Raw genomic sequence first — 15,223 nt, forward strand, 5'->3', positions numbered from 1 at the left:
TAAAAATATTTTTAGCTAGGGACGAATGGTTTTCCGCGGTGCCACCCTACTACCTTCCGCTCTGTAAGCAAAAAGCACTTAAAAGGATAACGGCCTTATACCGCCAGCTGTTACTTTATGTTTCGCAACTGGTCCTCGAGAAGTCCATTCAATTCAGCCTTTTCATCTGCTTCCACCAACCGCAGACTCTCTTTAGAAAAGAACTTGAACCTACTCATCTTCCTAATAACGCATCAGTTATAATAGAAATAGTCTATCAAAACCCACTAGCGGATGTCAAATTACACGTAATAAAAAAAAGAGCGAAACTATACTGCTCAAAAAGACGATAATACTGCTTAGAATTATATCCAAGTAAGGGATGCCGACAAGTTCAGAAAGCATCATATCCGAAAACTCGTTTTCTTCATCTCCTCTAATTTTACGCGACATTTTTCGAAATCCATAATGTACACGGTCTAAAAATCCAGTACGCATTACATAAACAATCAAACCGATTAAAAAGGCAACTAGGCTTACATAAAAAGAAAAATTGATATAGTGAAGTAATGAGATACCAGTCCCGAATAATAGAATGGCAAAAATAATGATTTCTTGAATCAGCAAATAAATCAGAGTTCTTTTATACACATCTTTCACCTCATAAATAGAATCATATTAACTCTAGCACAAATCGAAGTGAAACTCTAATTTCAAAATACATGAATTAGCTAGCTTCGCTTTTAAAAATGTTAAGTAGACTCATAAATGAGAGAAGCTATTTATTATTCATAATAATTTCATAATTTTTTCATAAGAAAATGCTTTTATATCAGTCATCAATGAATATTTTGTAAAAATTAAATTTTTTTTTTTAGTGTTTTTATATGGACAAGAACCAAAAAAAAGTATATAAATAAAGATAATCCTAATTTTACTTTAGGATGCATTCACTTGAGTTCGTCTCTAAAAAAGTTTAGTTTATTTGAAAGCTAAATAGCGAATTCAGGAATGAAATTATTTGATTAAACTGGATTTATTTTCTGAAAACTTAATCAATGGGGAGTTTTTAACAAACTATCGCAAATAAAATTGAACGTATTCTTTTCAGACTCTTCGTTCTCTTTGGTTAATGTGATAATTTTTTAATAACTTGCAACTTTCATCCTGTTTCCTGTTATTTGTCTAAATCAATTTACAAAGCTTTAAATTTTAGAGTATAATATTAAGTGAAACAATTTTTCAGAAAAAATAAAAAAGGGAGGTATAGTTTAGTGAAGAAATCTAAATTATTTTTAGCACTTGGATTGACACTAATACTGAGCTTAGTTCTTGTAGCATGTGGAGGAGGAAAAGATTCTTCGAGTTCAGACAGTAAAAGTTCTGGTTCTGGTAAAGCATCTGGGGAGCAAGTACTTAACTTGGCAGAAAGCGCATTGATTCCGTCGGCAGACAGTTCAAAAGCGGATGACCAAGTAGGGTTAAACGTACTTAACCAAACAAATGAAGGGCTTTATGCTCTTGATAAAGAAGGCACGCCTGCAATTGCTGGTGCTGCTGAAGAACCAAAAGTTAATGATGACAAGACAGTTTATACCTTCAAATTGCGTGATGACGCAAAATGGTCTAACGGCGATCCTGTAACAGCAAAAGATTATGTGTATTCTTGGAGACGTGCAGTCAACCCTGATACAGCTGCAACATATTCGTACCTTTTTGATGCAATCAAAAATGGTGGCGACATCGTAGCTGGTAAGAAAAAACCTGAAGAATTAGGAGTTAAAGCAGTTGATGATACTACTTTAGAAGTAACACTTTCTAAACCAACAGCATACATCAATTCATTATTCGCTTTCCCAACATTCTTCCCGCTTAACGAAAAATTTGTAACTGAAAAAGGCGAAAAATACGCTCAAAACAGTGATAACATTTTATACAACGGGCCTTTCCAACTTAAAGATTGGACTGGAACAAACAAAAAATGGACTTACGTGAAGAATGACAGCTACTGGGATAAGAAAAACGTGAAATTGAAACAAATCAATGTTCAAGTTGTTCAAGATCCAGGTACTGGCTTAAATCTTTACAACACGGGCAAAATTGACCGTGCTGTCCTAAGTGCTGAATATGCGGCACAAAACAAGAGTAACAAAGATTATGTAGTAGTAAATGATTCATCTACTTTCTACATCAAATTTAACCAAGAACGCAAAGGGGCTAAAACACCTCTTGCAAACAAAAACATCCGTAAAGCAATTGCACTTGCAATTGACAAACAATCTTATGTAGACACAGTTCTGCAAAACGGTTCAAAAGCTGCTAATAACTTAGTACCGCCAAACTTCACATTTGATCCTGGTAACAAAGAGGACTATGTGAAAGAATCTGGCAAACACTTGGAATATAACAAAGAAGAAGCTCAAAAAGCTTGGGAACAAGGTCTTAAAGAGCTTGGCGTAGATAAAATCTCGCTAGAGTTTACAAGTGATGATACAGAAAATGCGAAAAAATCTTCTGAGTTCATCCAAAACCAACTTCAAACAAATCTTGAAGGTCTAACTGTGAAGCTTAAAAACGTACCATTTAAAGTTCGTTTGCAAAATGACCAAAACCAAGACTACGACTTCTCTATGAGTGGTTGGGGTCCTGACTATCAAGATCCATCGACTTTCCTAGATCTATTTAAAACTGGCGGTTCGCAAAACAGAATGAGCTACTCTAATGCTGCATATGACAAGATTCTTGAAGATGCAGCGGTAACTTATGCTGCTGAACCACAAAAACGTTGGGATGAAATGGTTAAAGCTGAGAAAATCTTGCTTACAGATGACGTAGCTATCCAACCACTTTACTCTCGTGCAACAGCATACTTGCAAAAAGACTACATCAAAGACTTACAAAAAAATCCATTTGGTCCTGACTACACGTATAAACACACATATGTGACTAAATAAAAGTATATCTTTAAGAAATACTTGATTGAACGGAGAGAGTATATTTCGGTATACTCTCTCGTTTTGCTGATGTTTTATTGTGGTTAATTTTTGTGAAAAATGCACTTTAACACTTTAAAGGACGCATTAAACCGACGACAAAAAAGGCGAATTAAATGAAAACCATTGTATTAAGAAAAATTCAGGTGCATAAAATAAACTTCATTTATACTAGCTTATGAAATAAAATATAAAAAATTTGGGAGGTGTAGAGATAAGATGGCAAAATATACGTTAAAACGCGTTTTCTACATGTTGATTACATTATTCATCATTGCTTCTGTTACATTCTTCCTAATGAAGCTTTTGCCTGGTACACCATATCGTAACCAAGAGAAACTCTCTGAGGAACAAATTCATATTATGAATGAAAAATATGGCTTGAATGATCCAGTACCTGTTCAGTATTTTAATTACATGACGGGTCTTGTAAAAGGGGATTTAGGAGTATCGTTCCAACTTGATAATCGACCAGTATCAGAAATTTTAGGCGCACTTATTGGACCATCCGTCACTCTAGCGCTAGAGGCTATGTTCTTTGGAATATTATTTGGGATATTACTTGGGGTAATCGCCGCCATGTATCAGAATAGGTGGCCTGACTACACCAGTACATTTATAGCAATACTTGGGAAATCTATTCCTTCATTTGTTTTTGCAACAGTCTTGCAATACTGGATTGGAGCAAAACTACAATGGCTACCAGTAGCCGGTTGGGGAACCTTTGCAGATTCAATTTTGCCGGCCTTTGCGCTTGCGATGTTCCCACTCGCTACAGCCGCCAGATTTATGAGAACTGAACTTATTGATGTGTTTGCATCGGATTATATATTACTTGCAAAAGCAAAAGGTAACAGTCGAACTGAGATCGCGATTAAGCATGCGATTCGAAATGCTTTAATACCGCTTATTACAGTCTTAGGGCCACTATCAGTATCACTAATGACCGGCTCGCTTGTTATTGAAAATATCTATGGTATTCCAGGAATCGGTAGTCAGTTCGTTTCGTCCATTCAAACAAATGACTATCCTGTAATTATGGGTACAACTATCCTGTTTGCAGTTATGTTAATCTTTATCATCCTTGTAGTGGATATATTATATGGATTAATTGATCCTCGAATTCGTGTGTCTGGAGGTAAGAAATAATGGCAGAAAAAATTGCAAAAGAAATGTTTCAGCCAGCGCATATTAAAGATGCAGAAGCAGAAAAAATTTCGCGCCCTAGCCTTACTTTCCTCCAAGATTCTTGGCTTCGGGTAAGAAAAAATAAAGCTGCTCTTGTTTCTATTATCGTTCTTGGCGTTATTGTGCTCATGGCTATTTTTGGACAGTATCTATCTCCCAATTTAGGACCAGCACGCAGTGTAAACTATCAAAACACACCGTATGCCAGTTTGCCACCAAAAGTTCCAGGCTTTGACAATATGCCGTTTTGGAATGGGAAGCAAAATATCGGCGGTACGGAAGTGGACGTATATAAACAAAAGAATGTTAAAGAAGGAACCAATTATTGGCTTGGCTCTGATACATTAGGACGTGACCAATTTGCTCGTATTTGGGCAGGAACACGTGTATCACTCATTATTGCCGTTGTTGCGGCTCTATGTGACTTGATAATCGGGGTGACATACGGACTCGTTTCTGGATTTGTCGGTGGTCGAACCGATAATATTATGCAGCGTATTCTAGAAGTTATTTCGGCTATCCCTAACCTTGTTGTAGTTATCTTGATGTTGCTCGTTTTAGATCCTGGTATTACGTCGATTATTATCGCCATAGCCATGACCAGTTGGATAACGATGGCCAGGGTAGTCAGGGGACAAGTGTTAAAACTGAAAGATCAGGAGTTTGTCCTCGCTTCACTTACATTAGGAGAATCTATCCCTAAAATTTTAGTAAAACATTTACTTCCGAATATTTCTGGGGTTATTATCATCAACGTTATGTTCAGTATTCCAAGTGCGATTTTCTTTGAAGCTTTCCTAAGCTTTATCGGACTCGGACTTCCGGCGCCAACGGCTTCACTTGGGACGCTGATAAATGACGGATACAAGACGCTTCAAGTCTTGCCGTACATGGTACTTTATCCTTCGGTAGTACTTTGTATTATCATGATAGCATTTAACTTAGTAGCTGACGGACTTCGCGATGCGTTTGATCCGAAAATGCGTGACTAAAGGAAAGGTGAGGAAAAATGGAAAAACTATTAGAAGTAAAAGATCTACACATTTCCTTCCACACTTATGCCGGTGAAGTTCAAGCAATTCGTGGTGTGAGCTTTGATCTCTTTAAAGGAGAAACACTTGCTATCGTGGGGGAATCAGGTTCTGGGAAGTCGGTAACAACAAAAGCAGTTATGCGGCTTCTTCCAGAAAGTAATTCAAAAATCAAATCCGGTCAAATCCTTTTTGAAGGAAAAGATTTAGCTACTGCTAGTGAAAAACAAATGCAAAAAATTCGCGGGAAAGATATTGCGATGATCTTCCAAGATCCGATGACATCGCTTAACCCGACAATGACAATCGGCAAACAAATTGCTGAACCTCTTATTAAACACCAAAAAATTAGCAAATCTGAAGCACATAAAACTGCACTTCGTTTGCTTCAGCTTGTGGGGATTCCGAAAGCGGAAGAACGTATTAAGCAATATCCGCATCAATTTTCTGGGGGAATGAGGCAGCGGGTAGTAATCGCTATTTCGTTAGCCTGCAACCCACAAATTTTGATTGCAGATGAGCCTACTACAGCGCTTGACGTAACCATTCAGGCGCAGATTCTTGACCTGATGAAAGACCTTCAAAAGAAAATCGACACCTCAATTATTTTCATCACACATGACCTTGGAGTTGTGGCAAATGTAGCAGATCGCGTAGCGGTTATGTATGCTGGGAAAATTGTGGAGATTGGAACGGTTGACGAAATCTTCTATAATCCGCAACACCCGTATACATGGGGACTTATTAGTTCTATGCCTACACTTGATACTGATGATGAAGAGTTGTATGTTATTCCGGGAACGCCCCCGGATCTTTTGAAACCGCCAAAAGGTGATGCATTTGCTGCACGAAACCAGTATGCGATGCAAATTGATTTAGAGGAGCAGCCGCCAATGTTCAAGGTTTCAGATACGCATTACGCTGCCACTTGGTTGCTTCATCCAGATGCGCCGGAAGTAACACCGCCTGATGCTGTACTCAGACGCCAAGAGCAATTTGCAAAAGAACATCCGGGCATGCAGGCTGTTCATGCTAAGGGAGTTGAAGACAATGAGTGAAAAAAGAAAAAATTGCTCGAAATTCACAATCTGAAGCAGTATTTCAACAAAGGAAAAGTGAATGAAGTTCGTGCTGTAGACGATATTTCGTTTGATATTTATAAAGGTGAAACTCTCGGGCTTGTTGGAGAATCAGGTTGTGGAAAATCTACGACCGGCCGGACGATTATTCGGTTATATGATGCAACAGGTGGTGAAGTTTTATACAACGGCAAAAATGTTCATGCGAAAAAAAAGTCGTAAAGAAATGCATGAGTTCCGCCGTAAAATGCAAATGATTTTTCAAGATCCATATGCGTCGCTTAATCCGCGTATGAAAGTTCGTGATATCATTGCAGAGGGAATCAAAATTCACGGTTTAGCCAAAACTCAAGAAGAGTCAGATCAACAAGTTTATAGTTTGCTAGAGACGGTTGGTCTTAGTAAAGAACATGCGGGTCGTTATCCGCACGAATTTTCCGGCGGACAGCGTCAGCGGATCGGGATTGCGCGTGCGCTAGCTGTTCAACCCGAATTTATTATTGCCGATGAACCAATTTCAGCGCTTGATGTGTCGATTCAAGCTCAAGTGGTAAACCTGTTGAAAGATTTGCAAAAAGAAAAAGGCCTTACGTATTTATTTATCGCCCATGACTTGTCGATGGTTAAATACATTAGCGACCGAATTGGTGTTATGTATTTTGGGAAATTAGTGGAACTTGCTCCGGCAGACGATTTGTATCGTGCTCCGCTCCACCCATATACGGAATCGCTTCTTTCAGCAATTCCTCTTCCAGATCCAAATTATGAACGCTCGCGTGTACGTAAAGCGTATGATCCAAGTGCTCATAATTATAAAGACGGTGAAGAAGTGAAAATGCGTGAAATCTCACCTGGTCACTACGTATATTGCTCTCAAGCTGAAGAAGAAATGTACAAGGAAAAACATGCCAATCTTCTGGCTGGAAAAGTTCAATAAATCGAAAAAAGTTCCGCGTAAGCGGAACTTTTTTTATTATGAGTAATATTTAATCAAACTCTAATGAAAGATTTAACTGAAAAAATCTTTTTTCATGTGACTTTAGTTTGAAAATTGTAGAGTAAGGGTAACATACTTCTAACGGCTTGCTAAACCCGTTTCTACATAAGAAAAAAAATTTTTTTTTGAAAATAGCCTATAGAATTTCACAATTTTAGTGTATAATAAAGAAGTAAGTTCTTAATTGCTATTTTTCACAAAGAGAGAGGATTAGCAATTTCGTTTTTTTGAATGAAACAAAAAATTTAACCGATTAAGGAGTGTGAATGTCTAATGGTAACGTTATACACTTCACCTAGTTGTACATCTTGCCGCAAAGCACGTGCTTGGCTTGAGAACCATGAAATTCCATACAAAGAAAGAAATATTTTTTCCGAACCTTTAAGTTTGGATGAAATAAAGGAAATCTTACGTATGACGGAAGATGGAACCGACGAAATTATTTCAACTCGTTCAAAAACTTTTCAAAAACTCAACGTTGACTTAGACAGTTTACCTCTACAAGAGCTGTTTGAGTTGATTCAGAAAAATCCCGGATTGTTGCGTCGGCCGATCATCATTGATGAGAAGCGCCTTCAAGTCGGATATAATGAAGATGAAATTCGTCGCTTCTTACCTAGAAAGGTGAGAACCTATCAGTTGCGCGAAGCACAAAAAATGGTTAATTAATGGCAGGCTGTTGAAATCCGTTTGAGGTTTCAGCAGCTTTTTTTTGCCTTTAGTATACTTTACTTGCACATTTGTTAAATTTGCGTTAAGATGATAAACCACAAGAAGAAAAGGTGGTATAATATTTCATTATAAGATAAAATATAAATATAGAGTTTACCCTTCATTGTCAATGACTAATTAGGAAGGGAGAGTGTGACGATGGAAATTGAACGAATTAATGAAGATACAATTAAATTTTACATCTCTTATCTGGATCTCGAAGAGCGCGGTTTTAATCAGGAAGATGTTTGGTATGATCGTGAAAAAAGTGAAGAACTTTTTTGGGAAATGATGGATGAGCTGAAATATGAAGAAGAGTTCTCTCCAGAAGGTCCGCTCTGGATACAAGTTCAAGCATTGAAACATGGCTTGGAAGTATTCGTAACGAAAGCAAGTTTGTCTGGCAAAGGTGACGGAAACTTTGATATGAATTCTGTAAACCCAGATGAGCTGGCTGAGGAAAGAATCGAGAAAATGTTAGAGGAAAACTTTAATCCAGCTAAAAAGGATTCACAAGATGATGCTGATACACTCGAATTCATTTTGGAGTTCAAAGACTTTGAAGATTTGATTCTGATGAGTAGTGCAGCTGGACTTACAAATATTACGACGAAGCTATATGCCTACCAAGACAAATATTTCCTTTATGTGGAATTTCCAGAAGCGCAGTACAGCGAAACAAACATTGACAATACGGTAAGCGTCTTGCTTGAATATGGTACGGAATCAAATTTAACCGGCTATATGCTTGAAGAATATGGTAAGCTAATCTTTGATACTCCCGCACTCATGCAGGTAAGACAATATTTTAAAGATTAATTCAATAAAGATCTGGTTCCTGCAAAATTGCAGAAACCAGATCTTTTTTTGATTTTAGTATTTAAAGGAGGAACTGCATAAAATATGGCGAATTTAGTTAGTAAACGATAAAGGATGTTGAAAATATGTTTACAGCTAAGAATATTTCTGGACAGCGCTTTACGCTAACTCGCTCCAATGCCACTTTGCTAAAGGCACAACCATTCTTGTTTTTTTTGTCCTTGCTGTAATGAGGAAGTTCTTGTAAAAAATGGCAACATCAAAGTCCCGCATTTTGCGCATAAACGTGGAACGAAATGTCGCTTTGCATCGGAAGGAGAATCAGAGAAACACTTGCTTGGTAAGCAAACCCTGGCAAAATGGCTAGCATATCAAGGTCATGAAGTCGAACTGGAAAGTTTTTTAAAGTTGATTAAGCGACAAGCAGATATACTGGTTGATGGGCAGATGGTGATAGAATTTCAATGTTCAACAGTTCCAATTGAGCAGCTGATTGAGCGTAATTATGATTACTCGGAGCTACCTCTCAATACGATTTGGCTACTTGGTCAGCGTGTTTCGGAAAGTAAGCTTGGCTATTCAATTTCTAAATTTCAGCTTGGTTTCGTTAGGAAAACAAGTTTGTTAGGCTACTACCTTTTATTTTTCTCACCAGAAAAAAAGCAGTTTGAATGTATTCATCATTTAATTCATGCAGGAGGCAAGCATTTTTATGGTCAAAAGCTTGTGCTGGGTTTGCATCTTTCGGTTCGTGATATGGAGCTGAAAATGTCCAAGGCGCGTGCTTATTCTTCGAGTCGCGAAAGAAATGTTAGGTGTGACAGGGCACGACTTTGTTACTATTATGCGAAATTTAAGCAGCATAGTAAATTTATGAATCACTTATACCAATCAGGTTTTGCGCTCCAGAATTTGCCTGATCAAGTTGGCGTACAGCTTGATAAACAGTTTTTGGTTCATACTCCTCCAGTTGAATGGCAATTTGGATTGTGGCTTGATTTCTTTGATCGCTTGGAACCGGGGGATATCTTCGGTTTTGAAAGCATATCCGAGCGTTTCAGCAAGTCAGTAAGGGTAATGAAAACGATTGTACTTGATTCGGATGAGCATTTGGAACTGCTACGAGACTATTTACTTTATCTTGAGGAAAGTGATATATTGGTTGAATTTGCGGAAGGACGCTTTCGGATGAAGCAGAAAATGAAATGGCACGGAAATCCTCGAATTTTGTCTTAATTATGATTTTTGCATTTTTATATTTTTTAGCTCATAATGAAAAGGTAGACTTATTTGGGGAGGTTTTAAGATGGCAGACAATAAAGTAAAAGCATTACCTGCTAGAAATGAAGTCCCGGAAGAATTAACATGGGATTTGACAACTATTTTCGAATCGGATGAAGCGTTCGAAGCGGAGTTTAAAGAAGTTCAAAACTTGAGTGGTAAAAGCGAAGAGTATAAAGGAACGCTTGGGAAAAGTGCAGATGCTCTTCTCGAAGCTTTGAAATTTCGGGATAGTTTGTTTGACCGTCTTGAGAACTTGTATGTATATGCGCATTTGAAGCTTGATCAGGATACGACTAATGCACTTTATCAAGGAATGAACAGCCGAGCAGGGAGCTTGATTACGCAAGTTGCTGCGAAGATGTCTTATTTTGATCCGGAAATTTTGGAAATTGATGAAGCTCGTCTTGATGGTTTCTTAAATGATCATCCAGGGCTTGGCTTATATAAGCATGAAATTGAAGCGTTGAATTTAAGTCGACCTTATGTGCTGTCTGAGAAGGAAGAAGCCATTCTTGCCAGTGCGGGAGAAGTACTCGGTAGTTCATCGCGAACCTTTAATACACTAAACAATGCCGATTTGAAATTTCCAACGATTCAAGATGAGGCTGGAAATGAGATTGAAATTACGCACGGACGTTATGGCAAATTAATGGAAAGCAGTGATCGCAAGGTGCGTGAAGCCGCTTTTAAAGGGATGTACTCAGTTTATGGAGGACTTAAGAATACCCTTGCGCAAACGCTTAGCGGGCAAGTGAAGAAATCAAATTTTTACGCTACAGTAAGAGGCTATAAGTCAGCTCGTGAAGCGGCTCTTTCCAATAACCATATTCCTGAAACGGTTTATGACTCGCTGATTGAAACGGTGAATAAGCATTTGCCGCTGTTGCATCGTTATGTGGGCTTGCGGAAGAAAATTCTTGGTCTTGAAGACTTGCGGATGTATGACTTGTACACACCTCTTTCTAGTGAAGTCCATTTGGAATTTACGTTCGATGAAGCGAAGGAACTTGTGCTTGAAGGGTTGAAGCCACTTGGCGAAGAGTATCAAGCGATTCTTAAGAAGGCTTTTAATGAACGCTGGATTGATGTTGTCGAGAACCAAGGGAAGAGAAGCGGAGCCTATTCGTCAGGAGCTTACAGCACAAATCCGTATATTTTGTTGAATTGGCAGGATAATATTGATAATGTCTTTACGCTAGCACATGAGCTTGGACATAGCGTACACAGCTATTATACAAGGACAAACCAGCCATATGTTTACGGAGATTATTCGATCTTTCTAGCTGAGGTTGCTTCAACAACAAACGAAAATTTGCTGACGGATTATTTGCTCAAGAAATATGATGATCCAAAGTTGCGCTCTTATTTGCTTAACCACTACTTGGATGGCTTTAAGGGGACTGTTTTCCGTCAAACGCAGTTTGCGCAGTTTGAGCATTTGATTCATCAAGCAGATCAAAATGGAGAAGCACTCACAGCAGAATTTTTTACGGAACAGTACTTTAGAATTAACCAAGATTACTATGGTAAAGCAGTAGAATATGATGCTGAAATTGGCTATGAATGGTCGAGAATTCCTCATTTTTATATGAATTACTATGTTTATCAATATGCAACAGGTTTTTCCGCAGCTTCTGCGCTTAGTGCAAAGATATTGACGGAAGGTGAATCAGCTGTGAAACCGTACTTAGATTATTTGAAGGCCGGAAGATCTGATTTCCCAATCGAGGTTCTAAAGCGTGCTGGTGTAGATATGACAAGTCCGAAAGTGGTTGAAGATGCGCTGGAAGTTTTTGAAACGCGCTTGGCAGAGCTCGAAGAATTGGAAAAGTAAGATTGTGAAATTGTAAATTTGTAAAAAAAAAATAAAAAAAAATTTGAAGAAGAAAGCCGATTTATTCACTTGTGCTTTCTTCTTTTTTTTGTGTTTTGAGATTCTGTACTATTTTCAACTACTCTTCTGTACAGAGATGCGGCAAGGATTTAGCAAGGGTGTTTGTTTCAAAGTTTGTGATTCTAAGAACAGTTGAAATTCTTTGCTATGAAAGAGTGTGAAAAATGAAGCTGTAGCAAGGAAAAACCTTCATAAAATTAGTTTGTGAAGTATTGAATTATGTTTTAGAATATGGTATATTATTACCGTGAAATAAATCACAAACAAATACCCCCTTTATTTGATTGTGTGAATTTCTCCTTTTGATTGCGCTGAAAGAAGCTGTACCCGTTGTGGTACAGCTTTTTTCGTTATTTTGGATTAGAAAGTGTGTGATGGAAGAGCATCTGTTCGTGGTGCTTTTTATGGGTTGTTATTTAAGGGCTTAGTGTGGGATAGCGACTTGGGCGGAAGAAGGCTACACTTTATGCTAAAATGGAAGAGTAAATATAAATTGGATAGCTGTTTGCTGTTCAGTGGAAGTTGAGAGGTTAGTGGATGATTAAATTAGTTGCAGTAGATATGGATGGCACATTTTTAGATGATAGTAAGAAATATGATGATGAGCGTTTTAAGCGGATTTTTGAAGTCATGCAGTACCGGGATGCTGAGTTTGTGGTTGCAAGTGGTAATCAGTATGTTCAGCTGGTACAGTTTTTTGAGGAGATTAAATCTCGGATTACATTTGTCTCGGATAATGGTGCATTGATTACAAGGAATGGCAAGGAGATTTTTTCGGGTACGTTTAAGCGCTCGGACGTTGCAAGGGTTGCAAAGGTTTTAGAAGAACGGACAGAATTTCAAGCGGTACTTTGCGGCAAGAAAGGTGCTTATGTTCTTGATTCGGTTTCCGACCAATTTATTGAAAGTATTCGGTTTTATTGTCCTGTGCTTGAGAAAGTAGCGGATTATAGCGAAATTGATGATGAAATTTTGAAATTTGCGCTCGCTTGTCCAGAAGAAGAAACGGAACGTCTTTTACTTGAGCTACACGGCGAAATAAGCGAGATTGCGATTCCTGTCAGTAGCGGGCATGGCAGTATTGATTTGATTCAACCAGGCTTGCATAAAGGGAATGCTTTGCAATTTTTGATTGATTATCTTGGACTCGCAAAAGAAAATGTAATGGCTTTTGGCGACGGTGGGAATGATATCGAAATGCTTGAGCTTGCTGGTGCAAGTTTTGCAATGGCTAACGCGCCAGAAAAAGTGAAAAAGGCTGCGAAATATACCGCGTTATCGAACAATGATGCGGGTGTATTGAATGAACTGGAAAAAACGTTTGTAGTAAGCAAGATCTAAATATGAATTCTAACCTTGCCAGAAAGATCGTTTTAAATCAACGCAGCCGTTTTCTTTGAAGGGAACGTGTTCTTTTTTGAGAAGCTCGATTTGTTCATGCCAGCCGGGGACGGTGCGACCGCTTGCATTTACGACGCGATGGCAAGGCATGGAAAGGGAGCGGTCGACGTGCTTCAAGACGTTTCCGACGAGCCGTGCATTTTTGGGATGGCCAATCATATAAGCGATTTGACCGTAAGTGGTCACTTTGCCAAGCGGAATTTTGGCGATGGTTTGGTAGACGGCTTGAATGAATTCTGGATTTGCCATGGTTTGTCTCCTTTTTAATTTAAGTATAGCAAAATCAAAAGTATTTTTGAAAAAATGAGGTGCGGCGTTAGTGGAACTTACTTATGCTAAATTGAAACAGTTAGCGGTACATTTTGTTGGAAACAAGGCGCAGGAAGAGGGCTACGAAGTTTCACAAAATGTGTTGACGGAGTTTTCGGAGGAGCTGAGTCAAACACTCCTTTCGATTTTTCTCGATAGTTTTACAAAAGAAGAATTTTTTCAGTTTGTTCATGAATCGGATTTGAATTTGAATGAAGTGTTTACTTACAGTCAAAATATTTTTGCAGATGATACGCATTTTTTGGCGGATTCGGAAAGTATTTTGAAGCACCTTTACAGTGAATCGACACATCCTAATATTAAAAGCGGCGATTTATGGATTTTTGAAATTGAAGGTATTGTAGCAGATGGTGAAATGTGTAACGCGCTTGGGATTTTTAAAGTAGAAAATAAAGAAATTTATGTGAAAAACAATTTTGATGGGCAAAAATTCGCAGTTAGCTATGATAAAGGAATTACAGGAACGGATCTTGACAAAGGCTGTATTATTTTGAATACTTCGGCTGAAACTGGCGGAAAGGTTCTTGTGTTAAGTCGTCTATCGAAAAATGATTCGATTTACTGGAAAGATCGCTTTCTTGGTGTTGAAAAAATTGCGGATGATAGCTTTTTAACGGAAAACTTTGTAAATATTTGTACAGATTATATTAAGCAAAAAGAAGAATCGCTAATGGAAAAATCGCATTTTGTAAAGGCGACAAGCGAGTATCTGCAAGAGGAAGAAAATCTAAGTATTGATACTTTTGCGGAGAAAACATTGGCTGATCCAAGGCAGCAAGCTGAATTTAAAACGGTAGTTGAAAATTATGAGCAAGAACATAATATCCGCTTTCCAGAGGAGTTTGAGCTTGATGAAGAACAGGCTGAAAAGCTGAGTAAGAAGGTACGCAAAACGTTGAAGCTCGGGAAAAATATTACACTTACTGTTAAAGATTTGGAAAATCTTGATGAAAATGATTTTGTACAGGGCTTTGATAATGATCGCGGCAGGAATTTTATGATTGTGTATTATGATGAATAGAAAAAAGCGGCCCGTAGCGAGCCGCTTTTTTTTATAAAGTATGATTTTGGATGACTTCGGTTTTGTAGCCGTCTGGGTCGGTGATGAAATAATAGTTGGGTTCGCTTCCAGGCAAACCTTTTAAGTCTGTTACCGTGTAGCCTTGTTTAACATGGTCAGCATGAGACGCTTTTAAATCGTCAACGCCAACAGCAAGGTGTCCGTAGCCGTCACCAAGGTTGTAAGGTTCTTTTTTATCATAGTTGTAAGTCAGTTCAAGTTCGAAACCGCCTTCTTCAAATGCCATATATACTAGTGTGAATTCATATTCAGGATAATCTTTGCGTCGGACTTCTTTTAAACCAAACGCATTTTCGTAAAATGAAAGTGATTGATCGAGATTTTGAACACGAATACATGTGTGTAGCATATTTGTCATCACAATTCCTCCTCTAAGATCTTAGTCTTTCCTCTTTTATTCTAGTATAGAAAAAATAGAAAAACAAATATCAAGAAC

The 15,223-nt window shown here is 38.1% G+C and carries 12 protein-coding genes, 2 pseudogenes and 1 other annotated feature; of the genes and pseudogenes, 11 read left to right on the plus strand and 3 right to left on the minus strand.

The window, feature by feature from the left end; all coding sequences use genetic code 11:
• Positions 1-14: 14 nt before the first annotated feature.
• Positions 15-236 (minus strand) — a binding site (T-box leader).
• A 40-nt stretch (positions 237-276) separates the two neighbouring features.
• Positions 277-630: a DUF3899 domain-containing protein gene (locus MFLO_RS09240; protein WP_036097666.1), complete on the minus strand. Its 354-nt coding sequence runs from the start codon at positions 628-630 to the stop codon at positions 277-279.
• 623 nt (positions 631-1,253) lie between these two features.
• On the opposite strand from MFLO_RS09240, the gene MFLO_RS09245 reads away from it, so the two are divergent.
• The 10 genes and pseudogenes from MFLO_RS09245 (at position 1,254) to MFLO_RS09290 (ending at position 13,316) form a co-directional block, all read left to right on the plus strand.
• Positions 1,254-2,933, plus strand: a complete 1,680-nt coding sequence (locus tag MFLO_RS09245; RefSeq protein WP_036097667.1) for a peptide ABC transporter substrate-binding protein — start codon at positions 1,254-1,256, stop codon at positions 2,931-2,933.
• Positions 2,934-3,191: 258 nt separating this feature from the next.
• Positions 3,192-4,121, plus strand: coding sequence for an oligopeptide ABC transporter permease (gene opp3b, locus MFLO_RS09250; protein WP_036097669.1), 930 nt, complete (start codon positions 3,192-3,194; stop codon positions 4,119-4,121).
• A complete protein-coding gene (opp3C, locus tag MFLO_RS09255) occupies positions 4,121-5,152 on the plus strand; it encodes an oligopeptide ABC transporter permease (protein ID WP_036097670.1) in 1,032 nt (343 codons plus the stop codon). The genes opp3b and opp3C overlap by 1 nt, the downstream gene beginning before the upstream one ends.
• A 17-nt stretch (positions 5,153-5,169) precedes the next feature.
• A complete protein-coding gene (locus MFLO_RS09260; RefSeq protein WP_036097671.1) occupies positions 5,170-6,249 on the plus strand; it encodes an ABC transporter ATP-binding protein in 1,080 nt (359 codons plus the stop codon).
• 12 nt (positions 6,250-6,261) lie between these two features.
• A pseudogene (locus tag MFLO_RS09265) lies at positions 6,262-7,207 on the plus strand (ABC transporter ATP-binding protein).
• A gap of 333 nt (positions 7,208-7,540) precedes the next feature.
• On the plus strand, positions 7,541-7,936 hold the full coding sequence (spxA, locus tag MFLO_RS09270) for a transcriptional regulator SpxA (RefSeq protein WP_036071091.1): 396 nt from the start codon (positions 7,541-7,543) through the stop codon (positions 7,934-7,936).
• Positions 7,937-8,137: 201 nt separating this feature from the next.
• Positions 8,138-8,797, plus strand: coding sequence for an adaptor protein MecA (gene mecA, locus MFLO_RS09275; protein ID WP_036097744.1), 660 nt, complete (start codon positions 8,138-8,140; stop codon positions 8,795-8,797).
• Positions 8,798-9,010: 213 nt separating this feature from the next.
• Positions 9,011-10,033, plus strand: a pseudogene (locus tag MFLO_RS09280) (competence protein CoiA family protein); the annotation flags it as partial.
• Positions 10,034-10,103: 70 nt separating this feature from the next.
• Positions 10,104-11,915 carry an oligoendopeptidase F gene (gene pepF / locus MFLO_RS09285; protein ID WP_036097672.1) on the plus strand — a complete coding sequence of 604 codons (1,812 nt, stop codon included), beginning with the start codon at positions 10,104-10,106 and terminating at the stop codon, positions 11,913-11,915.
• A 597-nt stretch (positions 11,916-12,512) separates the two neighbouring features.
• Positions 12,513-13,316, plus strand: coding sequence for a Cof-type HAD-IIB family hydrolase (locus tag MFLO_RS09290; RefSeq protein WP_036097674.1), 804 nt, complete (start codon positions 12,513-12,515; stop codon positions 13,314-13,316).
• Between the two features lie 9 nt (positions 13,317-13,325).
• Here MFLO_RS09290 and MFLO_RS09295 read toward each other — a convergent pair whose 3' ends face one another.
• The gene (locus tag MFLO_RS09295; RefSeq protein WP_036097675.1) at positions 13,326-13,625 is read right to left on the minus strand and encodes an MGMT family protein; all 300 of its coding nucleotides are present in this window, start codon (positions 13,623-13,625) and stop codon (positions 13,326-13,328) included.
• 70 nt (positions 13,626-13,695) lie between these two features.
• Here MFLO_RS09295 and MFLO_RS09300 point away from each other — a divergent pair, with 70 nt between their 5' ends.
• Positions 13,696-14,727 (plus strand): nucleoid-associated protein, encoded by a 1,032-nt coding sequence (locus MFLO_RS09300; RefSeq protein WP_036097677.1) that lies wholly within the window; start codon positions 13,696-13,698, stop codon positions 14,725-14,727.
• Between the two features lie 31 nt (positions 14,728-14,758).
• Here the strand turns inward: MFLO_RS09300 and gloA are convergent, their stop codons facing one another.
• Entirely contained in the window at positions 14,759-15,148 is a 390-nt protein-coding gene (gene gloA / locus MFLO_RS09305) for a lactoylglutathione lyase (RefSeq protein WP_241433609.1), read from the minus strand.
• Positions 15,149-15,223 lie beyond the last annotated feature (75 nt).

This window comes from Listeria floridensis FSL S10-1187, assembly GCF_000525875.1.
GTDB lineage: Bacteria > Bacillota > Bacilli > Lactobacillales > Listeriaceae > Listeria > Listeria floridensis.